Source organism: Microbacterium sp. R86528 (assembly GCF_044596335.1).
GTDB classification, from domain to species: domain Bacteria; phylum Actinomycetota; class Actinomycetes; order Actinomycetales; family Microbacteriaceae; genus Microbacterium; species Microbacterium marmarense.
In genome coordinates this window covers 2,695,645-2,719,963 of record NZ_CP138996.1, presented here as the reverse complement: position 1 = coordinate 2,719,963, position 24,319 = coordinate 2,695,645, and the positions used below count along the sequence as shown (strand labels likewise).

22 protein-coding genes and 3 tRNA genes are annotated in these 24,319 nt (G+C 62.2%); 5 read left to right on the top strand and 20 right to left on the bottom strand.

Going from position 1 to position 24,319, the window contains the following annotated elements; translation table 11 throughout:
* Positions 1-6 precede the first annotated feature (6 nt).
* Positions 7-1,479, bottom strand: coding sequence for a helix-turn-helix domain-containing protein (locus SJY18_RS12580; protein WP_396668921.1), 1,473 nt, complete (start codon positions 1,477-1,479; stop codon positions 7-9).
* A gap of 157 nt (positions 1,480-1,636) precedes the next feature.
* On the opposite strand from SJY18_RS12580, the gene aceA reads away from it, so the two are divergent.
* Complete coding sequence (gene aceA / locus SJY18_RS12575) at positions 1,637-2,953, top strand: isocitrate lyase (protein ID WP_337337390.1); 1,317 nt, start codon at positions 1,637-1,639, stop codon at positions 2,951-2,953.
* A gap of 91 nt (positions 2,954-3,044) precedes the next feature.
* Complete coding sequence (aceB, locus tag SJY18_RS12570) at positions 3,045-4,703, top strand: malate synthase A (protein WP_396667818.1); 1,659 nt, start codon at positions 3,045-3,047, stop codon at positions 4,701-4,703.
* 81 nt (positions 4,704-4,784) lie between these two features.
* Here the strand turns inward: aceB and SJY18_RS12565 are convergent, their stop codons facing one another.
* Both SJY18_RS12565 and SJY18_RS12560 read right to left on the bottom strand, forming a co-directional pair.
* Complete coding sequence (locus tag SJY18_RS12565; RefSeq protein WP_337337388.1) at positions 4,785-5,594, bottom strand: ABC transporter permease; 810 nt, start codon at positions 5,592-5,594, stop codon at positions 4,785-4,787.
* Positions 5,591-6,454, bottom strand: coding sequence for an ABC transporter ATP-binding protein (locus tag SJY18_RS12560; RefSeq protein ID WP_396667817.1), 864 nt, complete (start codon positions 6,452-6,454; stop codon positions 5,591-5,593). The genes SJY18_RS12565 and SJY18_RS12560 overlap by 4 nt, the downstream gene beginning before the upstream one ends.
* A 94-nt stretch (positions 6,455-6,548) precedes the next feature.
* Between SJY18_RS12560 and SJY18_RS12555 the strand changes: the two genes are divergently transcribed.
* Positions 6,549-7,751, top strand: a complete 1,203-nt coding sequence (locus SJY18_RS12555) for a pyridoxal phosphate-dependent aminotransferase (RefSeq protein WP_396667816.1) — start codon at positions 6,549-6,551, stop codon at positions 7,749-7,751.
* A gap of 21 nt (positions 7,752-7,772) precedes the next feature.
* Here the strand turns inward: SJY18_RS12555 and SJY18_RS12550 are convergent, their stop codons facing one another.
* The 10 genes from SJY18_RS12550 to SJY18_RS12505 all read right to left on the bottom strand — a co-directional run bounded on the left by SJY18_RS12550 (position 7,773) and on the right by SJY18_RS12505 (position 15,371).
* The gene (locus SJY18_RS12550; RefSeq protein WP_396667815.1) at positions 7,773-8,909 is read right to left on the bottom strand and encodes a UDP-N-acetylmuramate dehydrogenase; all 1,137 of its coding nucleotides are present in this window, start codon (positions 8,907-8,909) and stop codon (positions 7,773-7,775) included.
* Between the two features lie 3 nt (positions 8,910-8,912).
* Positions 8,913-9,317 (bottom strand): MaoC/PaaZ C-terminal domain-containing protein, encoded by a 405-nt coding sequence (locus tag SJY18_RS12545; RefSeq protein ID WP_337337384.1) that lies wholly within the window; start codon positions 9,315-9,317, stop codon positions 8,913-8,915.
* Positions 9,314-9,763 (bottom strand): MaoC family dehydratase N-terminal domain-containing protein, encoded by a 450-nt coding sequence (locus SJY18_RS12540; RefSeq protein ID WP_337337383.1) that lies wholly within the window; start codon positions 9,761-9,763, stop codon positions 9,314-9,316. Before SJY18_RS12540 ends, SJY18_RS12545 begins: the two co-directional genes overlap by 4 nt.
* 39 nt (positions 9,764-9,802) lie before the next feature.
* Positions 9,803-10,606, bottom strand: coding sequence for a sulfite exporter TauE/SafE family protein (locus SJY18_RS12535; RefSeq protein WP_396667814.1), 804 nt, complete (start codon positions 10,604-10,606; stop codon positions 9,803-9,805).
* A 3-nt stretch (positions 10,607-10,609) separates the two neighbouring features.
* Positions 10,610-11,431, bottom strand: coding sequence for a DUF2510 domain-containing protein (locus tag SJY18_RS12530; protein WP_396667813.1), 822 nt, complete (start codon positions 11,429-11,431; stop codon positions 10,610-10,612).
* A 169-nt stretch (positions 11,432-11,600) separates the two neighbouring features.
* Positions 11,601-12,668, bottom strand: a complete 1,068-nt coding sequence (locus SJY18_RS12525; protein WP_337337380.1) for an alpha/beta hydrolase — start codon at positions 12,666-12,668, stop codon at positions 11,601-11,603.
* 172 nt (positions 12,669-12,840) lie between these two features.
* Positions 12,841-12,914: transfer RNA gene (locus SJY18_RS12520), tRNA-Met, on the bottom strand.
* Between the two features lie 35 nt (positions 12,915-12,949).
* Positions 12,950-13,021 (bottom strand) — tRNA-Thr (locus SJY18_RS12515).
* A 66-nt stretch (positions 13,022-13,087) separates the two neighbouring features.
* The gene (locus SJY18_RS12510) at positions 13,088-14,194 is read right to left on the bottom strand and encodes a M23 family metallopeptidase (protein WP_396667812.1); all 1,107 of its coding nucleotides are present in this window, start codon (positions 14,192-14,194) and stop codon (positions 13,088-13,090) included.
* Between the two features lie 376 nt (positions 14,195-14,570).
* Complete coding sequence (locus SJY18_RS12505; RefSeq protein ID WP_396667811.1) at positions 14,571-15,371, bottom strand: inositol monophosphatase family protein; 801 nt, start codon at positions 15,369-15,371, stop codon at positions 14,571-14,573.
* Between the two features lie 42 nt (positions 15,372-15,413).
* Here SJY18_RS12505 and SJY18_RS12500 point away from each other — a divergent pair, with 42 nt between their 5' ends.
* Positions 15,414-16,988: a phytoene desaturase family protein gene (locus SJY18_RS12500; protein ID WP_396667810.1), complete on the top strand. Its 1,575-nt coding sequence runs from the start codon at positions 15,414-15,416 to the stop codon at positions 16,986-16,988.
* A 6-nt stretch (positions 16,989-16,994) separates the two neighbouring features.
* On the opposite strand, the gene SJY18_RS12495 is transcribed toward SJY18_RS12500, so the two are convergent.
* Positions 16,995-18,074 carry a hypothetical protein gene (locus tag SJY18_RS12495; RefSeq protein ID WP_396667809.1) on the bottom strand — a complete coding sequence of 360 codons (1,080 nt, stop codon included), beginning with the start codon at positions 18,072-18,074 and terminating at the stop codon, positions 16,995-16,997.
* Positions 18,075-18,201: 127 nt separating this feature from the next.
* On the opposite strand from SJY18_RS12495, the gene SJY18_RS12490 reads away from it, so the two are divergent.
* Entirely contained in the window at positions 18,202-18,687 is a 486-nt protein-coding gene (locus SJY18_RS12490; protein ID WP_396667808.1) for a GNAT family N-acetyltransferase, read from the top strand.
* A gap of 115 nt (positions 18,688-18,802) precedes the next feature.
* Here SJY18_RS12490 and SJY18_RS12485 read toward each other — a convergent pair.
* From SJY18_RS12485 to SJY18_RS12460, 6 genes are all read right to left on the bottom strand, one after another.
* Positions 18,803-18,887 (bottom strand) — tRNA-Tyr (locus SJY18_RS12485).
* A 90-nt stretch (positions 18,888-18,977) separates the two neighbouring features.
* On the bottom strand, positions 18,978-19,892 hold the full coding sequence (locus SJY18_RS12480) for a PfkB family carbohydrate kinase (protein WP_337337374.1): 915 nt from the start codon (positions 19,890-19,892) through the stop codon (positions 18,978-18,980).
* A complete protein-coding gene (locus SJY18_RS12475) occupies positions 19,889-20,389 on the bottom strand; it encodes an FBP domain-containing protein (protein WP_396667807.1) in 501 nt (166 codons plus the stop codon). The genes SJY18_RS12480 and SJY18_RS12475 overlap by 4 nt, the downstream gene beginning before the upstream one ends.
* A 47-nt stretch (positions 20,390-20,436) precedes the next feature.
* A complete protein-coding gene (locus SJY18_RS12470) occupies positions 20,437-21,333 on the bottom strand; it encodes a bile acid:sodium symporter family protein (RefSeq protein WP_396667806.1) in 897 nt (298 codons plus the stop codon).
* Between the two features lie 165 nt (positions 21,334-21,498).
* On the bottom strand, positions 21,499-22,299 hold the full coding sequence (locus tag SJY18_RS12465; RefSeq protein ID WP_396667805.1) for a hypothetical protein: 801 nt from the start codon (positions 22,297-22,299) through the stop codon (positions 21,499-21,501).
* Positions 22,296-24,200, bottom strand: a complete 1,905-nt coding sequence (locus SJY18_RS12460; protein WP_396667804.1) for a glycoside hydrolase family 13 protein — start codon at positions 24,198-24,200, stop codon at positions 22,296-22,298. The genes SJY18_RS12465 and SJY18_RS12460 overlap by 4 nt, the downstream gene beginning before the upstream one ends.
* Positions 24,201-24,319 lie beyond the last annotated feature (119 nt).

The following is a 24,319-nucleotide window of genomic DNA, read 5'->3' as shown; positions in this document are numbered from 1 at the left end:
TGGGTCTCAGGCTGGTGCGTGAGCTTGGAGGAACTCATACACGTCGGTCGTGTCAACCCCCGGGAAGGCGCCGGTCGGCAGCGTAGCGAGAAGCGTGCGCGGTGTGCGAACGTTCGGCCAAGAATGCTCACGCCACGCCAGCTCAAGGTCTGCCGGAGCTCGACGGCAGCACGTCTCGACAGAGTGCTTCGAAACCCCACGGTTTGTCGTGTCTCGCCCTAGGAACCACTTGGTGTCGTCGAATCGCACGCCGACACTGACCGAATGTGCTCCCTCGCTGGAAAGCTCGACTCGCGCTGTGCACCAATACGTTCCGTTGCCCGTGTCGGTGTATTGGTAATACGGGTTGAAGTGATCGTCCACATCGAACACCACGCGCGACGTCCACTTGCGACAGCACATCTGTCCTTCGATGGCGCCCAGACGGTCCGTCGGAAAGTTCACGTCGTCGTTCTCGTAGGCCTTCGTGATCGTGCCCGACTCATGCACCTTGAGAAAGTGCACGGGAATGTCGAGGTGGCGGGTCGCGAGGTTCGTGAAGCGGTGCGCTGCGGTCTCGTACGAAACCGAATACGCGTCGCGAAGGTCTTCAATCGAGATGGCACGGTCGTTCTTGGCCGCCACCAGCGAAGGCACCACGTGCGCTTCAGGAATCATCAGCGCACCCGTGAGGTAGTTCGTCTCGACTCGCTGGCGCAGGAACTCCGCGTAGCTCTTGGGCTCCTGATGCCCGAGAATGCGACTCGAGAGCGATTGCAGCACCGCCGTGCGCGGGTCGCCCTTCGTGGCCAGCCTGCTCGACAGATAGAGTCGACCGTTCTTGATATCTGCAACACTGCGAGTCGTCTGCGGCAGATCTGGCACGTAGTGCAGCGTGAAACCAAGATGCGCCGCGATGTCGCTCGCCGTGCGCTGGGTCAGTGGGCCGCCCGGGTGATCGACGGCGTCCAACACCCGTCTTGCGTGCTGCTCAAGGTCTTCAAAGTAGTTGCTCTGCGTGCGCATCAGCTTGCGCAGCGCCACGTTGGCACGGCGAGCCTCTTCGGGGGTGGCCGCGCGTTCATCACGAAGCCGCTCGATCTCTCCCTGCAACGACAGCATTGCTTTCAACGCATCGGTGGGAACCGACTTGGCGATGCGAAACGGGTCGATGCCGAGCGCTTTGAATGTCTGGCCGCGCATTGCGCGTTCGAGCGCGATCTCGAGTGTCGCTCGCTCGTCCAGGGGCTCCGATTCCAAGAGGGCATCCAGAGACGATCCCACGGCACGCGCAATGGCCTGCAACAGCGTGAGCTTCGGTTCGCGCTTGCCGTTCTCGATCATCGAGAGCTGGCTGGGAACGCGATCAACCGCCGCGGCGAGTTCGTCAAGCGTCATACCGCGGTCTGTGCGCAATTGCCGGATCCGTCGGCCGATTGTTAGTGAGTCCACCTCATCATCGTCGGGCAGATCAGCGACCGATTCACGGCCCGAAGTCATCGTCATACCGCGATTCTGTCACGAAACGAGAATTTTTGACAAACTTCACACCTAAATCCGTCGGGGAACCGCACGAAGTTCACTGCAGAGTGGAGGTACGACAACAGCAGAGGCCGAAAGCCGAAGCATCCAACTGATCCAACGCAGGAGAACCGCCATGACGATCCAAGCCACCCCCGGCCAGCCGCCGCTTCGTGCAGGCGACCAGACGCAGACCGCTGCCGAGCTTCAGGAGATCTGGGATACCGATCCTCGCTGGCAGGGCATCGAGCGCACCTTCTCGGCAGAAGACGTCGTCGCACTGCGCGGATCCGTTCGTGAAGAGTCGACGCTCGCGCAGCGTGGCGCCGAGAACCTTTGGAACCTGTTGCACACGGAGGACTACATCCGTGCACTCGGCGCATACACCGGCGGTCAGGCAGTGCAACAGATTCGTGCGGGACTGAAAGCCATCTACCTGTCGGGATGGCAAGTAGCTGCCGATGGCAATCTCGCCGGCCAGACCTACCCTGACCAGAGCCTCTACCCCGCCAACTCGGTGCCGGCCGTGGTGCGCCGGATCAACAACGCGCTGATCCGCCAAGACCAGCTCGAGCACGCCGAGGGCGAAATCACTCAGGACTGGTTGGCCCCGATCGTCGCTGACGCCGAGGCTGGCTTCGGCGGTCCACTGAACGCCTACGAGCTCGCTCAGTCGCTGATTTCTTCGGGTGCCGCAGGCATCCACTGGGAAGACCAGCTCGCGAGCGAGAAAAAGTGTGGCCACTTGGGCGGAAAGGTGCTTGTTCCCACGCAGCAGCACATCCGCACCTTGAACGCCGCTCGGCTCGCCGCCGACGTTGCCGGCGTGCCGACGGTCATCATTGCGCGAACCGATGCGCTGGCTGCCGATCTGCTCACGAGTGATGTCGACGAGCGCGACCAGCAGTTCACCACCGGCGAGCGCACGAGCGAGGGCTTCTATCGCGTCAACCCCGGTCTCGACGCAGTGATCAGCCGCGGAATGGCATTCGCGCCCTACGCTGACCTCATCTGGGTCGAGACGGGCGAGCCTGACATTGAACTTGCTCGCGAGTTCGCCAAGGCGATTCACGCAAAGTACCCGGGCAAGCTGCTCGCGTACAACTGCTCGCCCAGCTTCAACTGGAAGCGTCACCTCAACGACGCACAGATCGCTACCTTCCAACAAGAACTCGCCGACCTGGGCTACAAGTTCCAGTTCATCACCCTCGCGGGCTTCCACGCGTTGAACTACTCCATGTTCGACCTTGCCCGCGGCTACGCCGATCGCGCTATGAGCGCCTACGTCGAGCTGCAAGAAGCTGAGTTCGATGCCGAGAAGGACGGCTACACCGCTACCAAGCACCAGCGCGAAGCGGGCACCGGCTACTTCGATCGCGTCTCTACCGCGCTCAACCCTGACAGCGCCACCCTCGCCCTGGTCGGTTCGACCGAGGCGCAGCAATTCCACTGACCAAGTGTTCGGATGCTGCGGCTCCCCCATCCGGGTGGCCGCAGCATCCCGCCAGATATTTCGTACGACCCACACAGATAAGGACAGGGCAATGACTCCGACCGCTACGGGCATCGCGCCCGAGACGAACTCCATCCCGACGACGACCACCGCGAGCATCCAGATTCTGGGTGAAATGCGTCCTCGCTATGACGAGATCCTCACACCCGAGGCCGTCGCTTTTCTCGCCGCGCTGCACCACCGCTTCTCGGGGCGCCGCCACGACCGGCTCGCCGATCGCATGCGGCGCCGCTACGAAATCGGAAACGGGCACGACCCGCGCTTTCGCGACGACACCGCTCACATTCGCGAGGATGCCGAATGGCAGGTCGCCGGAGCGGGCCCGGGCCTCGAAGACCGTCGTGTCGAGATCACCGGCCCCACCGATCCCAAGATGACCATCAACGCGCTCAACTCGGGTGCGAAGGTATGGCTCGCCGACCAGGAAGATGCCACAAGCCCGACCTGGAAGAACGTGATCGAAGGCCAACTGTCGTTGCGCGATGCGATCCGCGGCGAATTGTCGTTCACGAGCCCCGAAGGCAAGACCTACGAAGTCACCGCCGAAGAGACTCCGACGATCGTGATGCGCCCGCGTGGATGGCATCTGACCGAGAATCACCTGCGGTTCACCGACCGCTCGGGGCGCGAGATGGCGGCCTCGGGTTCGCTGATCGATTTCGGGCTGTACTTCTTTCACAACGCGAAGCAGCTCATCGAGAATGGTCGCGGGCCCTACTTCTACATCGCCAAGCTCGAGAGCGCTGAAGAAGCCAAGCTCTGGGACGACGTGTTCACCTTCGCAGAGAACTACGTCGGCATTACCCACGGCACGGTGCGGGCGACAGTTCTCATCGAGACCCTGCCGGCAGCCTTCGAGATGGACGAGATCCTGTTTGAGCTGCGCGATCACTGTGCGGGTCTGAACGCGGGACGCTGGGACTACATCTTCTCGATCATCAAGAACTACCGCGGCCGCGGTGCACGCTTCGTGCTCCCTGACCGCAGCGAAGTGACGATGACCGTTCCGTTCATGCGCTCGTACACCGAGCTTCTCGTGAAGACCTGCCACAAGCGGGGGGCATTCGCGATCGGCGGCATGAGCGCGTTCATTCCGAATCGTCGTGATCCTGAGGTGACTGCGCGTGCCTTCGAGAAGGTGTCTGCCGACAAGAACCGCGAGGCTGGCATGGGCTTTGACGGCACCTGGGTAGCGCACCCTGATCTGATTCCCGCCGCAATGGCAGAGTTCGATGCGGTGCTGGGCGACAAGCCGAACCAGGTCGATCGCCAGCGTGACGATGTTGAGGTCACGGCAGCCGATCTGCTCGACGTGCACATCGGTCGCCCGATCACTGCGCAGGGCGTTCACGACAACGTGTCGGTGGCGATCCGCTACATCGAGGCCTGGTTGCGTGGACTCGGTGCCGTTGCGCTCGACAACCTGATGGAAGATGCCGCCACCGCTGAGATCTCGCGATCGCAAGTGTGGCAGTGGATCCACCAGGATCAGCGAACAGCTGATGGCGCACTGATCACTCGCGAGTACGTCGAAGGGCTCATCACACGGGTGCTCGGCGAAGTCGATCGTCGCGAGGGCGACCGATTCGATGACGCGGCGGCAATCTTTCGCGAAGTCGCTCTGGGCAGCGAGTTCCCCGCGTTCTTGACCCTGTCGGCCTACGCCAACTACCTGACCGAAGCCGACTAGTTTCAGCTAGCTAGCAGCGCGCCGCGTCTCTGCCACAACGCAGAGTCGCGGCGCGCTGTGGTTGGCAACGGCCAAGCACGTCTAGCCGCTGCGGCGATTCCAGCGGAACGTAAGCAGGCTCAAGACCGCCCCGACAACGAGCCAGATCAAGAGAGCGACAGCCACCCAGCCGAGCTCCCATGCCCCAGCAGGCTCGAGGGTGGCGAAGTCCTCTGGCAGAAACACCGCGCGCATGCCCCGCGCCATCCACACCAGCGGGAACAGGCTGGCGAGATTCTGCAACCAGTCGGGCAGCAGCCAGAAGAAGAGATAAACCCCTGAAGTGAACTGAAGAATCAGCGCCACCGGCACGACAACGGCGACGGCGCTCTTTCCGGTTCGGGGAACGGCTGACATCGCGATCCCCAGCAAAGCTGAGGTCAAGATGCCGAGCACGAACACCCATGCGAAGGTGGTCCACGACTCGAGCGACGTGGGCAATTCAACGCCGAAACCAAACGCGGCCACCAGCAACAGCAACGTTGCCTGCACGATTCCGGTCGCAAACACCTGACCGAACTTGCCGAGGAAGTAGCTCAGCGGCGACAACGGCGTGCCGCCAAGCCGCTTGAGGGTTCCATCAGATCGCTCCATAGCGATGTCGGTCGCGAGGTTCTGAAAACCAGAGAGCAGCAGGCCTGCGGCAAGCATTCCCGGCAGATAGAGCTGAGCTGCAGACAGCGCCTCTACCTCGGGCCCGACGACGAGATCTCCGTCGGCGCCAAAGATAGAACTGAACAGGGCGAGCATCATCACAGGGAAAAAGAAGGTGAACAGCAACGTGTCGGGCGCCCGAAAGTAGCCGCGAACTTCGTAGCCGACTCGCGACGCACCCAGCGCCAACACGCTCATCGACGGGCCTCCGCTTCTGCAGATTCTTCGATCATCGATAGGTAGATCTCTTCAAGACCAGGCCTGCGAATCTCGAGGCCTTCAGGCTCGGCACCCAGCCGAACCGCAAGCGCATTCGCAAATTCGAGGGGTGTCGCCGTGGTTTCAATGCGCTCTTGCGCCGCCTCAAGCCAGCGCACGCGTGGCGTTCGCGCTCCTTCGCCGCCGAACGAGTCGATCGGACCGATAGCGTGAACGACACCTGCCGCGATGACCGCGACGCGGTCTGCCAGCTGAGCGGCTTCGTCGAGATAGTGGGTGGTCAGCACGATCGTCGTGCCTTCCGACTGCAGCCCGCGAATGAGTTGCCAGAACTCCCTGCGGGCGTGCGGGTCGAACCCGGTCGTGGGCTCATCGAGAAAAAGCACTTCAGGTCGCCCGATAATTCCGAGCGCGACATCGACGCGACGCTGTTGCCCTCCCGACAGACGTGAGATGCGGGTGCGGGCCTGCTGTTCGAGGCCGACCGAGGTGATCACCTCTTCAACCTCACGCGGATTCGGATAGTAGCGGCTGAACTGTTGCAGCTGCTCACGCACGGTGTAGGCGCCAGCTTGCCCCGTTGACTGCAGCACGATGCCGAGTTTCGCCTTCCACGACAGGCTTCCAGAATCCGGATCGGTGCCCAGCACACTCACGGTGCCACCCGATCGAGAGCGGTAGCCCTCGAGGATTTCAACGGTCGTGGACTTTCCCGCTCCATTCGGGCCGAGCAGGGCAAACGTCTCACCCCGCTGAATGTCGAACGATACGTCACGCAGCACTTCGCGTTCACCGTACGACTTACGAAGATTTCGCACGTGGATCGCTACCGTATTCATAGACCCAGTCTCGTGGGTGCTCTACAACAGCACAATCCAAGATCCGTCAGGGTTCACATTCCACGTCGCACCTCGCGCGACTACGCTCGTAGATGTGACCGAACGCGCACCACTCTCCCGCAAATTGTCCGCCATCGCCGAGTCTGCAACGCTCAAGGTCGACGCCAAGGCCAAAGCCCTTCAGGCTGCGGGCCGGCCCGTGATCAGCTATGCCGCAGGCGAGCCTGATTTCTCGACGCCGCAGTTCATTGTGGATGCTGCGGCCGAGGCCTTGCAGAACCCGGCGAACTTTCGTTACACCCCGGCCGTAGGCCTGCCGGTGTTGCGAGAAGCCATCGCGGCAAAGACACTGCGGGATTCAGGCCTTGAAGTTGACCCGTCGCAGATCATCGTCACCAACGGTGGCAAGCAGTCGGTCTACCAAGCTTTTCAGGCCGTCGTGAACCCGGGCGATGAGGTGCTGCTTCCCGCTCCGTATTGGACCACCTACCCCGAGGCGATCGCTTTGGCCGATGGCGTACCCGTGGAAGTGTTCGCCGGAGCTGAGCAGGACTACAAGGTGACGGTTGCGCAGCTTGAGGCCGCACGCACCCCCAAAACCACCGTGCTGGTCTTCGTCTCGCCGTCAAACCCAACGGGTTCTGTCTACACGCCCGACGAGACTCGTGCGATCGGCGAGTGGGCCGTCGAGCACGGCATCTGGATCATCTCCGACGAGATCTATCAGAACCTCGTCTACGAAGGCGCCCGTGCGGTGTCGATCGTTGAAGCGGTGCCCGAGGCGGCGAACCAGACCATTCTTGTCAATGGCGTTGCCAAGACCTACGCGATGACCGGTTGGCGCGTGGGTTGGATGATCGGGCCGAAAGACGCCATCAAGGTCGCGGCAAACCTGCAATCTCATCTGTCGAGCAACGTCAACAATGTCGCCCAGCGCGCCGCCGTTGCCGCCCTGACGGGCCCGCAAGACGAGGTCAAGCAGATGCGCGAGGCGTTCGACCGTCGACGTCAGCTGATCGTGAGCGAGCTGAACAAGATCGATGGGGTTCATACGCCGAACCCGCTTGGCGCCTTCTACGCATACCCCGACGTCACCGGCCTTCTCGGCAAGACGTGGGCTGGAAAAACTCCGACCACTTCACTCGAGCTCGCTGATCTGATCCTCGAAGAGGCTGAGGTTGCCGTCGTCCCCGGCGAGGCGTTCGGCCCCAGCGGGTACCTTCGGTTGTCTTATGCGCTCGGCGACGACGCTCTGCTCGAGGGCATCCAGCGCATGCAGCGTCTGTTCACCGCGTAACGGCCGACGACGCAACGCTCGTCAGAGGTCGACTCCCACGAGTACTGGCTCTGGTTGCAATACGAGGCCGAATTCTGAGTACACCCGGTTCTGAATGAAGCGGGCGAGCTCAGCGAGCTCACCCGCCGTCGCGTTGCCTCTGTTCGTAAGAGCAAGTGCGTGCTTGGTCGACAACGAGGCTCGAGACCGCGGCAGCTTGAAGCTCTTGCCAATGCCCGATTGCTCGATCAGCCAGGCTGAGCTCACCTTGACCTCAGACTTCTTGGCCGCAAGCTTCGGCACATAGCCGTCGAACGAGTCCAGAGGAATGACGAGCACCGGATCGAGGTCTGGGGCCACGGGCCAGCGAGGGCACTCGGCTGGAAGCGTGCGGGCGAAGGACTCCGACACCACGGCATTCTGAAAGAAAGAACCCGCGCTGTATGTGTCGGCGTCTGTGTCGTCGAGCACCATGCCTTTGCTGACACGAGTTGCAAGCACGTGGTCACGAATCCATTTGAGGCTGACGCGATCGTCTGATTCCAAACGCAACGCGGAACGCAACTGCTCACCGGCGATCGGGCGATCACCTTGGCCTACCTCTGCAAGCTCGAAGGTCACCGAGATGATCACCGCGCGGCGGGCCGGCAATGATCCGTAGTGCTGCTTGAGCACTGAGGTGCGAAAACCGAGACCGAGTTCTTCGGCCGACACCGTCGAGACATCGCCGGTCGATTCATCGATGAGCTCAGCCTCCACGAGCGTCTGAACGATCTCCTGACCGTATGCGCCCACGTTCTGCACCGGGGCTGCACCGACGGTTCCCGGTATTCCCGACATCGCCTCGATCCCGGCGAGTCCAGCATCGACGGCAAAGGCGACGAGTGCGTCCCAGTTGTGCCCCGCTTGCACTTTCACACGTGTGAAACCGGGACGCGTTCCAGGTTGACGTTCGATGCCCTCAGTCAGAATGCGAACCACGGTGCCCTCGAACGGCTCGTCGCCGACGAACAGATTCGAGCCGCCGCCGAGAACAAACCACTCCTCGCCGGTAGCCCACACGTCATGCAGAGTGCTGATCAGCTCATCACGGGTCGTAGCGTCGACCATTCGTGCTGGCGCGGCGCCCGTGCGCAGCGTTGTGAGCTGCGAGAGCGGGATCGGTGCAATCTCGGGCACGACTCAACCGACCCGAACTCGCACCTGAGCTTTGCCCAGCACGGTCGTATCAGCGTGAGTCACCGTCAGGTCAACGCGCACTGCGTCTTCTGCGATCGCGCCGACCTTGGCAACAACCGATACCTCGGCGCCGGCCGCGGCGTCGACGACCACCGGACGCGTGAACCGAACGCCGTACTCGAGAATGCGCCCCGAGTCACCCAGCCATGGCACGATCGTCTCTACGGCAAGGCCCATCGTCAGCATGCCGTGTGCCAGCACGCCCGGCAGACCCACCGTTTCGGCGACGTCGTCGCGGTAGTGAATGGGGTTGAAGTCTCCGGATGCTCCGGCGTACCGCACGAGCGACTCGCGGGTGAGATGAACTGTTCTTTCGGCGACGACGTCTCCGACTGCAAGAGCGCTCATTCGCTTGCCTGCCCGACCAGCAGCACCGACGTCGCTGTCACAACGTGCGCGCCGTCAGCATCCACTACTTCAGCATCGCTGGTCACCATGGCGTTGCCACCGAGCGTGCGGATGCCCGTTACTGTCAGCTGAGCCGTCAGCTCATCGCCCGCAACGATCGCGCGGGTATAGCGAAAACGCTGCTCTGCGTGAATGACCCTCGAGAGCACGATGCCCGAATCGGGCGCCGAAATCAGCTGCTGCAGAGTGAGATCTTGCACCACCATGGCGAACGTCGGAGGCGCAACCACGTCGGCATAGCCGAGGGCACGGGCTGCTTCAGGGTCGACATGCTGAGGATCGTTGGCGAAGACCGCGCGCGAGAACTCACGCACCTTCTCACGACCCACGAGGTAGGGGGCAGTCGGCGGGAAGACGCGACCGACGATCTCGGGGTTCACTGGCACGTACACAATCCTATCGACCGGGGCAGAGCCCGATCGCTGTCACTTGTTCTTGTTCCGCTGCGCCTTGACGGCTTTCACGCCCATTTGAACGGCGATGAAGGTAAGGAACAACGCGAAAAGGATGTTGGCTGCGAAAGGGTCGAGCAGGGTCGCGAACCAGGCACCGACAGCCGTGGTCGTACATGCCGCCCCGCCGATGATGGCTGCGGCGAACAGATTGACGTTGCTGCGGCGAAGGTTTCCCACCGTGCCAGAGATCGCGGTCGGGATCATCATGAGCAGTGAGGTGCCCTTGGCGATGAGGTCGCTCGTTCCGAATAGGAGTATGAGCGCGGGCACCACGATGATTCCGCCGCCCACACCGAGCAGACCGGAAAGCACGCCGGTGACGAACCCGACAGCGGCCAGGCCGAGCCCGTTCCACCAGTCAAGCTGAAGCCCGGCATCGCGAGAAGGAATCACCAGGAACAGGCTGACGATGACGATGCCTAGAAAGCCGATGAACGACCATCGAAGAATGGTGGCCGACAGCCGCGCCAGTAGCCACGTGCCCACCTGAGCGCCGATCACCGCCGTCGCGGCAAGGATCAGTGCGGGAATCCATGCCACGGAGTCCGATAGCGCGTACGAGACGACACCGACCGTGGCTGTGGGCACAATCGCAGCGAGCGAGGTACCCGCGGCGAGTCGCTGTTCGAAGCCGAGCAGCAGCACGAGCAATGGCACGATCACCGTGCCACCGCCGACGCCGAAAAGGCCCGACATCAATCCGGCGATCAGGCCGATACCGATGCACGCAGCGATGAAGCTGAAGCTCTTGGGGTTCTTTGTAGTTTCAGGCACGCGTCACCGATTGCTGATGCTGTCGATCGCCCAGTCGCCGTTCACTTCAACGACCAGGTATTCGTACTCATCAACGACGGTGTTGTCTGAATCTGTCGGATTGCCTTCTTCGTCGAAAGGCACTTTGTAGGTTTCGTCGGTCTCGACGAATATCACGCCGGGCTCTTCGTTGATGCTGACCACGGTTACCTGATACTCCGAGGATGTCGCATCGAAGTCTTCGACCAACTGGGTGAAGGTAACGCAGTCCACAGCGCCCTCAGTTGCGCGGAACGACTCGGTGGTCGATGCGAAATAGCTCTCGCAGTCCGCACTTGCCCACGCGTGGTCGTACAACAGCACTGCGTCGACGGCCGCCTGCTGGTCCGCGCTCTCGGCGACCACTGACGAACTGGTTTCGGAAGAGCCATCTGACGTCGACAGGCTGAAGATCAGCAGCGGCACGACAACTGCGATAGCGATGACGATGCCAAGCAGCACAACGCCCAGCACGACCCACACCACCCACAGCTTGGACTTGCCGGGTTCAGTGGCGGCCACGAATCCGCCGCTGTACGCGGGAGCTTCAGCGCCTGGCACCGCTCCCGGGTATCCATCGGGTGCGTGCACGTATCCCGGAGTCTGGGCGGCATCAGCTTCCATTGCAGCCATGAAGTCCTCAACCGACGCAGGGCCGGCTGGTTCTGCATCGCTGGCGGTAGCCGACTCTGTGACGCCGCTCTGCTCCGCGTTGGGAACAGCCACATGCTCGGTCCACTGCGAGCCATCCCACCAGCGCATTGCGCCGTGTCCGTCGTCATACCAGCCAGGAGGGGTCGTCGTCATTCTCAAACCCTATCCGTCTGCCAACGCTAGGCACGCACGCGGGCATGAAAAAGCCCCGACCGTTACCACGCGGCCGGGGCGAGACGAATGAGATGTTCGCCTATCGAGTACAGCGTACCCCGCCAGGCTGGCAATTGGCCTTATGCGTCGACTATCGCGAACGAAGAAGCTAGCTCGTCACTTCGGCTAGCCAGCCGATAGTCGCCTCGAGCGCTTGTTGCGCTTCGGGGCGATCAAGATGGAACTGGTACTCATGGGCAAGCGCGGGCTCATGATCAGCGGGCCAGAACAGCTCGGTGACGGGCACGCCTGCGGCTTGAAGCGCCGTGCTCATCGGTATCGATTGCAACCAGGTGAGCCCATCGCCATTGCCGCCGCTGATGTAGGTGGGAGGAAAGTCGGGTGTAGCGAAATCGATGGTCGACATCGTCGCGCCCTCGTAGGTTGCCGACCAGTTCTTGGTGCCCGTGTATGCCCACAGCGACGTCTGCAGACCCCAAGCGATGATTCCATCGAGCTCGGCCATCGATGCCAGATCGTAAACACCGCAGTTGAGCAGCGCGCCACTGAGCTGCTCGGGTTCGAGGGTAGGGGCAATTCCCATCAGATTGGCATAGCGCTCGTTGGTGATCAGCGTGGCGAGCTGGCTGGCAAGCTGGGCCCCCGCCGAGTCACCAGCCAACACGATCTTCGAGCTGTCAATGCCGAGCTCATCAGCATGATCGTCGAGGTAGCCGAGCGCCTCATTGAGCTGGTTCACCGCGGTGGGGTACGTCGCCTCCGGCCCGAGGCCATAGTTGACGCCAACAGTCGTGTACCCCTCATTGGCGAGCAGTTGCAAGTACGGGTTGACGTTTGCTGAGGATCCGGAAACCCACGCCCCACCATGAATCCATACGACGGTGGGTAGCGCCTCGGCGTCCGCAGCATTGCTGAAGAGATCTAGCGTCTCGACGGGGTTGACTCCATCGCCGTAAGCGATGTCGAACATTTGGGTGGTGGGTTCAACCGCCACGTGCTTTTGCATCTCTGCGGCGGTGGTCGCGCCGTCTTTCACGAACAAACTGCGGATGATCAGGGCTGACGGAGTCGGTGTCACCGCGCCGACTATGGCGCCCACGACCGCGACGACCAGCAACGAGCCGACGATCCACGCAGCTACGCGCCAACCGCGATGGCCGCGACTCGAAGAGTCTGAGGCAATTGCCTCGTCGGCAGTCTTCGAAGGCTTGCTCATCAACGAAGGCTAGCGGGCGTCAGGTGAACCAAAGTGCACGAACAGCCCACAGATGGATTTGTGCGGCGTGCGTCTGATGGGAACGGCGCGAGATTCCGCCTGGAGCTCGTCTGCGACTAGAGCAGCCGTGAGACAACGAAAAAACCCCCGGAAATCCGAGGGTTTCAATCTGTAGCGGGAGCGGGGCTTGAACCCGCGACCTCACGATTATGAGTCGTGCGCTCTCACCAACTGAGCTACCCCGCCGCACCGTTTTCAGATCATTCGATCCGAATACTACGAGCCCCGAGACAGGTTTGAACTGTCGACCCCTTCCTTACCATGGAAGTGCTCTACCACTGAGCTATCGGGGCGTGCTGCCTGCAACAGGCAACTAGAAGAGGATACCAGAGCATCCGCCTATTGCTGAACCGGTGCCACTATCCCGCGTTCTCTTGCAGCCAGACCAGCGGGTCGATAGCGGTGGTGCCGTTCAGCAGAATCTCAAAGTGTGTGTGCGCACCGAATGAGTAACCCGTGTCGCCAGTGTTTCCGATGACCGTGCCTACCGTCACCTGCTGCCCCGCCGTGACCTGCAGCGAACCATAGAGCATGTGCGCGTAGTGGCTCGATACGAGCACCCCGTCGACTTCGTGATCGATGATCACGTGCACGCCGTATGCCCCGCCAGCTTCTGTTGCCACGCGCACCACACCGTCGGCAATCGCCTGCACAGGCGCACCCTCTCCGGGGGTGAAGTCCACGCCTTCGTGCATCGTTCCCGAGCGCATGCCGAAGCCGTAACTCATCGGAACGCCCACAGCGAATGGCCATTGGATGTCAGCATTCGGATCGTTCACGAAGAGGTCAGAGACATTCGAGATGCCAGAGTCAGATGCAACTTCTGCGACCGTGACGGTGTCGTAACCGCCTTCGCGGTCAAGCGTGGCATTCTCAATCGTCGATGGTGCAACGTAGGCCTGGATCTCGTCGTCATCGTCGGTGGGGCCAACATCGCCCGCCGCAATCGTTGCGCCCTGCGAACCAGCAGTCATCGCAGCCATCGCTTCAGCAGGCGTCGTCATGCCGACAGTCAGCAAGCCGACAGCCCCCATCACTCCAACCGAGAAGGAAAGGGCTGTGGCTCTCTTCAGAGCGGCACGCCGGCTGACCCGGCGCCTCGCCGCAGCAGTGGCGCGAGTAGTCGGGTGCACAATGACGGTTTCAGCGTCGTCAAACTGAACGGCTTCTTCACGCACGGGCAGTTCACCCGTGAATGAGAACAGGCGTGCCGACGCAGCGAATGCATCATCGTTGCTCTCATGCGCATCGGCCGCGAGCTCAACAGGCTCCGCGTCAATTGCGGCCGCGTTGTGAGCTGCAGGCTCTGCGTCGATTGCCGCCTCGTCGCGAACTGTGGGCTCTGCGAGCGCAAACGAACCCGTCTCGGTGAACGCGGGGGTGAGCACGGGAGCCGGCGCCTCGGGGGCCACTGCATGCGACGCGGTCGCTGCGCGACGCGCGCGGCGACTCGTCGGTTCTGTCACTGCACGAGCTGCGTCGTCAGCATGCGCCGAATCGGCGATTCGCGCGGTAGCACCTGCAAGGTCTGCTCCCGCTCGCTCACGCCTCTGCGCGCGCGACAACGCCGGGTCAGCAGCGGGCGGCTGAACGGGCGTGGCGGCGGTACGGCTCGAGCGACGCGTGGGCGCGTTCGCAGCCTGAGGGGCTTCAGCAGACAAGCGGGATGGAGCTCTCGGGTCGTGTCGCTTCGGGGGCAACGGTACGGTCTTCGGGCTTATGAGGTCACAATTGGTTCGGGCCAAAGGTAACGATCGGGTAAACAATACCCGGGGAGGCCTGAGAATGCCATGTGTGCGTCGCCGAGGCGCGGGAATTCGTTCGCGCTGTTTACTTTTGCGTCTAGTCGCCGCTCGCAGAGGAGAAGAGCGAGTCGAAGAGCAACGAGTTGGATGCTACGACAAGCACGCGACCGAATTCGTCCCTCTCATGACCAACACTCACACGACCGCCCGCCTCGGTGACGATGAGGGCGCCTGCCGCGTGATCCCACGGTTTCAGACCACGCTCGAAGTATCCATCGAGTCGGCCTGCCGCGACTGCACACAGATCCAGGGCCGCCGAGCCGAACCGGCGAATATCGCGAGCGAGCGGCATGACTCGAGCCACGCGTGCCAGATCGCCCGCGTGGGAGCGAGGGTCATAGCCGAATCCGGTGCCAAGCAGCGCACCTGCGGGCGAGGGTGCATCGTTCACAGCGATGCGCCGACCGCCCAACCACGAACCATTGCCGAGCGAAGCATGAAAGATCTCGGCCGTCACCGGATTGAACACCACCCCCGCAAGGGCGGTCCATTTGTCGGGCTCGGGGGTTCCTCGCACGGCCGCGATACTGACCGCATAGGCCGGAATCCCATAGGCGTAATTGACGGTTCCATCGATGGGATCGACGATCCAGGTGATGCCGCTCGTACCTGTCTCGGGTTCGGACTCCTCACCGACGAACCCATCTTCGGGTCTCATCGAACGGAGTCGATCGCGAATGAGTGACTCGACCTCTCGGTCAGCCTCGGTGACGATGTCTGCCATCGACGACTTGGTCGCAGCGATCTGTACTCCCTCATCTCGTCGGCGGCGCGCCAGCGCTCCTGCCTCCTGAGCAATCTCGATCGCAATGTGTGCCAGCTCGGAAACATCAGTCATGTCCCCACGGTAGCGGGATGAGGCCTGCCGCTACCGTGAAGCATGGCCATTTCACACTCAATGTTCACGCACGACGTCGTCATCGTTGGAGGCGGCCACAACGCGCTCGTCGCGGCCGCGTATCTTGCCCAAGCGGGCATCTCAGTTGTCGTTCTTGAACGCCTCGAACACGTGGGTGGCGCAGCAGTCTCGGAACGGCCTTGGGATGACATCGACGCAAAGCTCTCGCGCTATTCGTACCTGGTCAGCCTGCTCCCCCAGCAAATCATCGATGATTTGCACCTCGACATCACGCTTGAGCGCCGGCGCTTTTCGTCGTACACACCCGACCCCGATGACCCGACTGAGGGCATATTGGTCGACAACGAAGATGCCACCGCCACAGCAGCATCCTTCTTGCGCGTGACCGGCGATGACTCCGAAGCCGAACGTTTCGAGGAGTTCTACGCTCGCGTTGCACCGATCGCCGCAGCGGTGTTCCCCTCTGTCACCGAACCGCTGTTGCGTGAGAGCGAGGTTCGTGAGCGTTTGCAGAACGATGTGCTTTGGCAAGACCTTGTTGAGCGCCCTCTCGGCGAAATGCTCAACCGCGACCTGAAATCAGATATCGCGCGAGGGATCGCCCTCACAGACGGACTGATTGGCACCTTCGCCAGCGCCGACGACAAGTCTCTGCGACAGAATCTCTGTTTTCTGTACCACGTGATTGGTGGCGGCACCGGAGACTGGGACGTCCCCGTAGGCGGTATGGGCGTGGTCAGTGGCGCGCTCGAGAGCGCAGCGCGCGCGGCTGGCGCAGAGATTCGCACGTCAGTCAACGTGACGGCGATTGACCCCGATGGCAGCGTGCATGCCGGCGATGAAGCGTGGCGAGCACGACTGGTGCTGAGTGGAGTGGGCCCCGCAGTACTTGACCGGCTCATGGGAACCAGCGACGCAGACATCGCAATGCCTGAGGGCGCACAGCTCAAGGTGAACATGCTGCTCTCCCGGCTGCCGCGCCTGCGCGATGAGCAGGTCTCAGCCGAGGCCGCGTTTGCAGGAACGTTTCACGTCAACGAGACGATGAAGCAGCTTGAGCAAGCTTTCGCGGCTGCGAAGAGCGGCAGCATCCCGAATCCGTTGCCGTTGGAGATCTACTGCCATTCATTGAGCGACCCGACAATTCTGGGCCCGCAGCTTCGTGAATCAGGCGTACAGACTCTCACGCTCTTCGGGTTGCATGTGCCGCACCGGCTCGTCGCGGGCGAAGACCCCGACACGGTGCGCGCTGCGTTGCTCAAGTCGGCGATGGATTCGCTGAACTCTGTGCTCGCGGAGCCCATCGCTGACTGCCTCTATCTTGCGCCAGACGGCACGCCCTGCGTCGAAGCACGCACGACGGCTGACCTGGAAGTTTCGCTCGGGATGCTCGGGGGCGACATCTTTCATGGCTCGCTCTCATGGCCGTGGGCAAGCGATGACGAACCGTTGAACACCCCCGCGCGGCGATGGGGCGTTGCCACGAGTCACGACGCGGTGCTGATCTGCGGATCGGGCGCACGGCGCGGTGGTGCTGTCAGCGGTATCGGCGGCCACAACGCGGCGATGGCAGCGCTCGAGATTCTGCGCGGCTAGGCGGGTTCAAGGGCGAGGCGGCAACGGCGGGGGCGGTGGAAAGTTGCGGTAGTCGATCTCGTCGGCTGCCACCGTTGGCGCCGTTGCGGTCTCAGTCGCCACTGCTGGGGCGACATCCGCCTCGGCATTTGCGCTCGCATCTTCCGGAGCTGCAGCAACATGGGCGGCAGGGGGCTGCTCGCCGGCAGACCCTTCCGCGGCCGCAGATTCAGACTCGGATGCGGCCAGTGACGACTGGTCGGGCGTGGGAAAAACATAGGCGCCGGCGCTGGGCTGACCGGAATAGTAGGCATTCCAGTCGGGTGATCCGTCTGGAAGCATCGGCAGGGGCGTCTTGCCGTCTACGTAGTACGGCCACGGGAGCGGCTCAGGGGCAGGCGCCGCGGCAATCGCACCGTAGTGAGCGTTGCCACCCGCGTGAGCAGGCGGCGCGGGACGCGGTGTGTGTGGTGTAAACAGCACGTTGACCAGCGGAAGCAACGCCGTGCCCACGGCAGCGAGAATCGCAACCGCTACGACGACTCTGCCGTACAGGTCGGAGAAGTCCAGCCACTCCGAGAACATCAGCGGCAGCGTGAGAAGCACTGCCAGCGTGACGACAAGCACGATCGTAACGATCGCAACCACCTGGGTGAATGTCGTGACCCGGCGAGCGAAAGCCTTCACGTAGAACCGCACGTGCAACAGCACCAACTGGAAGATCAACACGATGATGAGAAAGTTCACGAACCGTGACGCGAGCCACCACGTGCGCTCGGGCATCCAGATCATCACCGCGCCGACAAGCAACAACACGATCCACGTCGCCATGCTCGCCAGCGCAAACCATGACGGGCGACGCGGAGCGAGGTGAACATCAAGAATCGTGACGCCCGCAAACGCGGCCAGCAGAAGGACCGTGGCGAAAGCGCGGCCAATAATCCCGTTCTGCTCGCCGACGAGCACCCAGACTACGCACACCAGCGCGGCCGCGATTAGCGCACCGATCGCAACCCAGATCGCAGCTCGCATAAGCGGCGGCAACGCCTGCTCTTCAGCTGAAGCAGCAGCGGGTACAGAACCCAAGGAATGCTCTGGCGCAGTCATGACAGTCCTCTCTCACCGTGAGATCGTTCGAAAGCCATCCTGACACGGTGTGATCAAAAGACAGAGGCCCGAGCGCGTTCGCAAAACTGCACTACCCGCGAAGTGGCGGTGTAGGTACGGTGGTTTCGTGGCTCATATTGATCTTCGCGAACTCGGCGACGACGATCTCGATGCAATCTTTGAGATGATGCGCGATAGCGCCGCCGTCGAGCTGGCGGCGTTCACCGCCTCTGATCCGGATGATCGCACCCGATTCGACGAGTGGATAGCCCGCGAGCGCGGCAACCCAGATGTCAGCATGCACGTGGTCACCGAGGACGGTGGGTTCGCAGGAACCGCGGCGACTTTTATGGCCGACGGCGATCGCGAGGTCACTTATTGGATCGCACGCCATGCCTGGGGTCGTGGCGTGGCCACCGCCGCGCTGCAGCTTTTGGTATCGCGAGAAGCCACGAGACCGCTTTTCGCTCGCGCCGCATCCCACAACCTCGCGTCGATCGCTGTGCTTGAGAAGTGCGGCTTCACCGAAGTCACGCGCAACGTCGACTTCGCGCCAGGCCTCGGTCGACAAGTCGAAGAGATCGTCTTCACACTCGTACCCACCCTCGACTAGCGCGAGTCAAGCGCGAGTCAAGCGCGAGTCGAGCGCGGCGAGAATATGCGACGACAAAAGCTCACCAACCACGAGCGTCTCGCGACATAGGAGCCCTCAGTCGCGAGAGAAAATTTGGTGGCGAGTGAGGGATTCGAACCCCCGAATGCTGAGCAGTCTGATTTACAGTCAGATCCCTTTGGCCGCTTGGGTAACTCGCCAGGTGCGCACCCGCCCAGGCTTTTTCAGTCGACCGGAGGCGCGATCCACAATATTACCCCCTGCGGGGCACTCCCAGAAATCGAGTGCGTTCAGGTGCCGATACGATCAAGATCCAGGTCGTCTAGCGCCGACGGAAGCCGCAGCAGAGCGCCCTCAAATCGGCATGTGGCAGCGGCAGCATCCATCGCCTCGTGAAGAACCTCAGACCAGGATTGAACGGCTTCGGGCCACTGCCTGATCACGGCCGCGATGACCGAGGCGAACACTGCATCACCCGCCCCCATCGTGTCGACGATCGAGCCTGGCAGTGAAGAAATCGGTGCTGTTGCGACGTCGCCGTTCGACTCAACGGATGCGCCGGCCGCTCCCTCGGTTGAGAGCACCGCGCGTGCCCCATGCTCGATCAGCCGCGCGCTCAGCGCATCAACCGGCACCTCGTAAAGCAACGTGGCATCGTCGGCGCCGATCTTCACCAGGTCGGCGTGAGCGGCCAAACGCTCGAAACCACTGACGAACAGCGAGAAGTCTCGCATCATGCCTTCGCGAGGGTTCGGGTCGATCGCGAGCATCGCACTGCCACCGGCGAGCGCCGTCGCCAAGCCGAAAACCTGGTTCGGATCGTCGAGCGCCATGCAACTGACGGCCACCAAGGGGGCCTGGCGAATCGCGTCGGCAGCGGCGGAGTCGAATTGGATGCTGCGCTGTTGCGCGGCTTCGTTGAAGACGTACTCAGGCTCCCCGCCCGCACTGCGGGTGCTGACGGCACGCGCGGTGCCGTGAGGTGCAGGTGTCGCGATCAGGTCGACGCCATAGTCATTCAGGTAAGACCTGATGCGCTCCCCCTCGTCGTCATCCCCGACCATGGCAATCAGAACGGCGGGTACTCCAAGCCGTGAAAGACCCACGGCGACGTTGAGCGCCGCGCCACCCACGAATTCCCTCACCCCGCGGTCGTCGCGTATCTCGTCGATAAGAGCATCGCCCACCACCGCTACGCGGTTCACGAGGCGTCCACGCTTGAGTCGAGCACGCTAGCGACGAAGCTCTCCACACGTCGCCGGGTTCCATCGATCTTCATATCTACACTCGCTCTCATTTCGCTGGGGGCTAGCGGCGCCGCCAGACGTACATTTTCGTGACATGACAGATCGGCACAGATGTACGTGCCAATACTGTCCCCTCGCTCTCCTGCTTTGCCACCCTTGCGTGCGCTGAACAGCGACACCTGATCGCCGGGCTGCATCGTGTGACAGAGGTTGCACAGACCCGAGCGGGCGCGCGACGTAGTGCTCGCCGCACGCACGACCACACCGCGCAGCTCACCGTCTACTTCTGCGATGACATAGCCGCGACCCCGGGTTTGGGGATCGCGCCAGGCGTAGAAATCGAGATGGTCCCAATCAGTGAACAAGAAATCAGCCGGCAAAGCCAGAAGCTGTGTTTCGTCATCAGTGGCGTTCTCAAGTGCCGAGCGCACATCGCTGTCGATAAGTGGGCGCATTGCAACCTCCTGACTGTCCTGATCCAGTCTACGAACGCGCGTGACTGCTAGCTCTGCGGCGGCGCAGCCACGGCTTTCGCCTCAGCGTCGTTCACGTCAGTGCGATCGCGAATCAAGAAGCCGAACCCGAAGGCGATGAAGAACATCAACACGCCATACACCGCGGCAGGCAAGCTGAGCTCGGTTGAGCCCAGTACGGTCTGCGCGATCACAATGGCGAGCGTTGCATTGTGGATGCCGATCTCGAACGACGAAGCGATGGCTTGACGTTTGCCGATTCTGATCGCGCGAGGCACGAGGTAGCCGATCGACAAGCTGATGAGACAGAAGACTACGGTGATCAACGCCAATTGGGCGAAGTTTTCAAGCAGCAGAGACCAGTTGGACGCGACCGCTCCCGCGATGACGACAACCAAGATGATCACCGAAGCGATCCTCACGGGTTTATCCATCGCATCGGCGAACGTCGAGGCGAAGCGGCGGATCAGCATGCCGACCGCGACCGGCAGCAGCACGATCGCGAAAACCTCGAGCGTTTTTGACCATTGCAACCCGAGCTGGTCGTCGAACGGGTTGAAGTACACGATCGCCAGGTTCGTGATTAGTGGCAGTGTGACGACAGCGATCACCGAGTTCACTGCGGTAAGTGAGATGTTGAGCGCGACATCACCCCGGAACAGATGGCTGTAGAGATTTGCGGTCGTGCCCCCCGGCGACGCCGCCAGCATCATCATTCCTACGGCGAGAATCGGCGGCAGCTGGAACAGCAGTACCAGTGCGAAACAGATTGCCGGAAGCAAAACCAGTTGGCACCCGAGAGCGACTATCACCGCCTTGGGCTGCTTCAGCACCCGCGCGAAATCGCCGGGGGTGAGACTGAGACCGAGGCCGAGCATGATGATGCCCAGGGCCACGGGAAGGCCGATTGTGGTCAACGCTGACATAGCACTCAGTGTGCCCGACACGACGACGCTTGTCGCGCATGCTGGGGAGTGTTCGGCCAAACGCCTGCAGCGATCGCAGCATCCACCAACTGGCGGGCAGAGATCGCATCACCTCGATCGAGGACTGCCGCGCCCGCGAGTTGAGAACTCGCGCGTGAAATGTTCCTAACCTGCTGTTTCAAGCCAACCGAGGCGTGCCGCTACGGCGTCTGCTCCCCTCGACGGAAACTCGCTCCACCCCGGCTCAAGAATCTGTCGCGTGAGCTGAAACAATGCCAGCGCGGCATCTTCGACCGGCTGCTCTAGGGCCACCGCGATTGCCGCTGCCCATTCGGGAAAGTCCTTCTCAAACCGACGCGCTGGGTCAAGAGAATCACGTTGTGACGTCGAGACGTCGGCAAACCGCCCACGTATCGCGCGCAGGAGTAGCTGCGTGGCCCATTGACGCACGAAGAACCCTCCGTTGAGCACCTCGCCTCGCCGTATCCGGCCGACACCGATCAACAGTTTGGCCAGCACGAGCCGCGTGTCGTTCTCAGGATCGAACGCGTCAGCCATGGCGCTTCGCGCTTGTGACTCACAAATCAATGTCGCCGTCGTGGCGGCCGCGTCATCGACAACGACAGTTGCCTCACCCGCGACGGCGCTGGCAAGCTCCGCGACTTCTGAGAACGCGAACTCAAACACATGACCATCGTCGTAGACCGCGACGAACCCGATATCGCCCTCACGCGCGGTGAGCGCGATGCGATTCGAATCGGGAAGCCATGACAAATCGGGGCGGACGTCGCCCGCCCGACCAGGTGCGATGATTGCGAAAAAGTCATGATCCGACCATTCATCGCGGCGATGTGCTGCTTCATCAGACGCGGAGCCGAGCAGCACGAGACCCACCAGTGCCTCAGATTCTTCGACGCCGCGGGCAAGCCCAACGCTGAGAGCATTGAACCTCTCGGGGCTGCTCACGCGTGAACACTAGTCGCCTGTGGCACCGAGACACCCGGCAACGACCAGACGGCGAACGTCGGTCCTTCAGCAGAGATCAGTACCGCGCCATCTTCTGCGAGCGCGAGCGTGGCTTCGCCATACAGCTCCACGGCTTGGCCAACGCCCGCCAGCGCGCCGGCGCCGATCGCTGCATCGATACCTTCACGGGCGGCCGCGACGAGAATGGTTTCATCCGCCGCTTCGCGCACGAAGATCACACTGTGCTCATCGACGTGCACCCAGCGAAGCCCTCCGGTGGCCAGAGCCGGACGCGCGCGGCGCAGCCCGATGAGAGACGTGTACAGTGCCAGCCTTTGCGCGACCTCGGGTGAAGACTCGCTCCCCCACGGAATCGGGCTGCGGCTCCACTCGCCATCAACGCCGGTGAGGCCGAACTCATCACCAGCGAAAACCACGGGAAGCCCCGGCAGAGTCATCGCCAGCCCGACTGCAACGGGTACCGTGCCGGGCGCGGCATTCGTCGCGAACCGCGCCGTATCGTGCGTGTCGAGCGGTTGCATGTTGCCCAAACGCACCCGCCACGGGATTCCGGCGTTGAAGCGCACAACCGCGTCGACGAATTCTCTCGCCGAATAGCGAGGAATTCCGCCCAGAGGTTGACCGAAGAACCACGGTTCTGTGAGCGTGTTCGCGTCGCCATCGAGATAGGGCTCGTGCGTCGGCTCGCTGAGCCAACCCCACACGGGCCGCGTGAACGACGGGTACGTCATCGCACCGTGCCATCCATCGCCCTGCAGGTCACTTGCCGCGTCATTGGTCGACTCGCCCAACAGAATCGCATCGGGATTGATGGCATGCATGGTGTCACGCAGCAGTCGACGTACGTCTTCGTTGAGGTCGACGGCCCCTAGTCGCCCCGTCATGTTGGCGACGTCGATGCGCCAGCCATCCGTCGAATAAGGCGGCTTCAGCCACTTTGCCACCACCGACTGTTCGCCCGTGATGAAGCGCTCGCGCAGCTGTTCTGAGGCCCAGTTGAACTTGGGCAGACTGGGGTAGCCGAGCCACGAGACGTACTCCGTGTTCTGTTCGTTCTCGAAATAGTAGAACTCGGACTCCGGTGCTTGCGGATGCGCGAAAGCCGACTGAAACCACTCGTGCTGGTCGCCCGAGTGGTTGCTGGTGAGGTCACCGATGATTCGCATGCCCCTGGAATGAACCGCGTCGATCAGCCGCTGGTACGCCTCGCCGCCGCCGAGCAGCTCATCGATCTCGTCGAAGCTTGACGCGTCGTATCGGTGGTTGGATGCTGCGGGGAACACGGGCGTCAGGTAGACCAGATTGACGCCGAGTTTTTCCAGGTGGTCGAGCTTTTCAATGATGCCGTCGAGGTCGCCGCCGTAGAACTGGTCGGTGCGATGTGGCATGACGCCATTGACCGGGTCATCCCACTCTGCGGGAATCGCCCACTCTGGCAGCTCCCGTCCGTCGGCACCGGCCGAGCGCGCGAAACGATCCGGAAAGATCTGATACATCACGGCTTCGTTCAGCCATGCCGGAGGTGCGGCGTTGGCGACGAGGGCGAAGTCCTCGGCATCCAAAGTCTCGATGTGGTGCAAACCTGTCTGATTGAGCCACTCGGCGCCGCCCTCACTATGCACGAGAAGCCAACGGTAGCCATGGCGCGGGTTTGCGACGACGATCTCTGCTTGCCACCAGTCCCACCCGTCGACCGTGCCGAGGTGTTGAGCTTCGGCCCATGCCGGCTCATGGTCAGGGTTGGAGCGCACGCGGACCGCGGATAGCGGTGCATAGCTGCCTGGCACACGCAAGCGAACGGCTACCCGATCACCGAGGGCAGGCTCAAGGTTCGATACGTATAGCGGCGAACCGTCGTGGTGAGGGTGAAGGGTTGTCATAGGGGTGCCTTTCGTGTGAATGATCGACGTGGTTGCACGGCAGCCGCCATGACAGAGCCCTTGAGTTGTTGTTCAGTTGTCGGATTCAGGATGCCGCAACTGCCGCCACCAGTTCGCGG

Bases quoted from the DNA above. Each gene is read 5' to 3' on its own strand.
- aceA (WP_337337390.1), top strand. From the start codon at position 1,637: ATGACGATCCAAGCCACCCCCGGCCAGCCGCCGCTTCGTGCAGGCGAC.
- aceB (WP_396667818.1), top strand. From the start codon at position 3,045: ATGACTCCGACCGCTACGGGCATCGCGCCCGAGACGAACTCCATCCCG.
- SJY18_RS12470 (WP_396667806.1), bottom strand. From the start codon at position 21,333: ATGTCAGCGTTGACCACAATCGGCCTTCCCGTGGCCCTGGGCATCATC.
- SJY18_RS12475 (WP_396667807.1), bottom strand. From the start codon at position 20,389: ATGCGCCCACTTATCGACAGCGATGTGCGCTCGGCACTTGAGAACGCC.
- SJY18_RS12525 (WP_337337380.1), bottom strand. From the start codon at position 12,668: ATGAGCAAGCCTTCGAAGACTGCCGACGAGGCAATTGCCTCAGACTCT.
- SJY18_RS12560 (WP_396667817.1), bottom strand. From the start codon at position 6,454: ATGAATACGGTAGCGATCCACGTGCGAAATCTTCGTAAGTCGTACGGT.
- SJY18_RS12460 (WP_396667804.1), bottom strand. From the start codon at position 24,200: ATGACAACCCTTCACCCTCACCACGACGGTTCGCCGCTATACGTATCG.
- SJY18_RS12530 (WP_396667813.1), bottom strand. From the start codon at position 11,431: ATGACGACGACCCCTCCTGGCTGGTATGACGACGGACACGGCGCAATG.
- SJY18_RS12500 (WP_396667810.1), top strand. From the start codon at position 15,414: ATGGCCATTTCACACTCAATGTTCACGCACGACGTCGTCATCGTTGGA.
- SJY18_RS12565 (WP_337337388.1), bottom strand. From the start codon at position 5,594: ATGAGCGTGTTGGCGCTGGGTGCGTCGCGAGTCGGCTACGAAGTTCGC.
- SJY18_RS12580 (WP_396668921.1), bottom strand. From the start codon at position 1,479: ATGACTTCGGGCCGTGAATCGGTCGCTGATCTGCCCGACGATGATGAG.
- SJY18_RS12545 (WP_337337384.1), bottom strand. From the start codon at position 9,317: ATGAGCGCTCTTGCAGTCGGAGACGTCGTCGCCGAAAGAACAGTTCAT.
- SJY18_RS12495 (WP_396667809.1), bottom strand. From the start codon at position 18,074: ATGACTGCGCCAGAGCATTCCTTGGGTTCTGTACCCGCTGCTGCTTCA.
- SJY18_RS12505 (WP_396667811.1), bottom strand. From the start codon at position 15,371: ATGACTGATGTTTCCGAGCTGGCACACATTGCGATCGAGATTGCTCAG.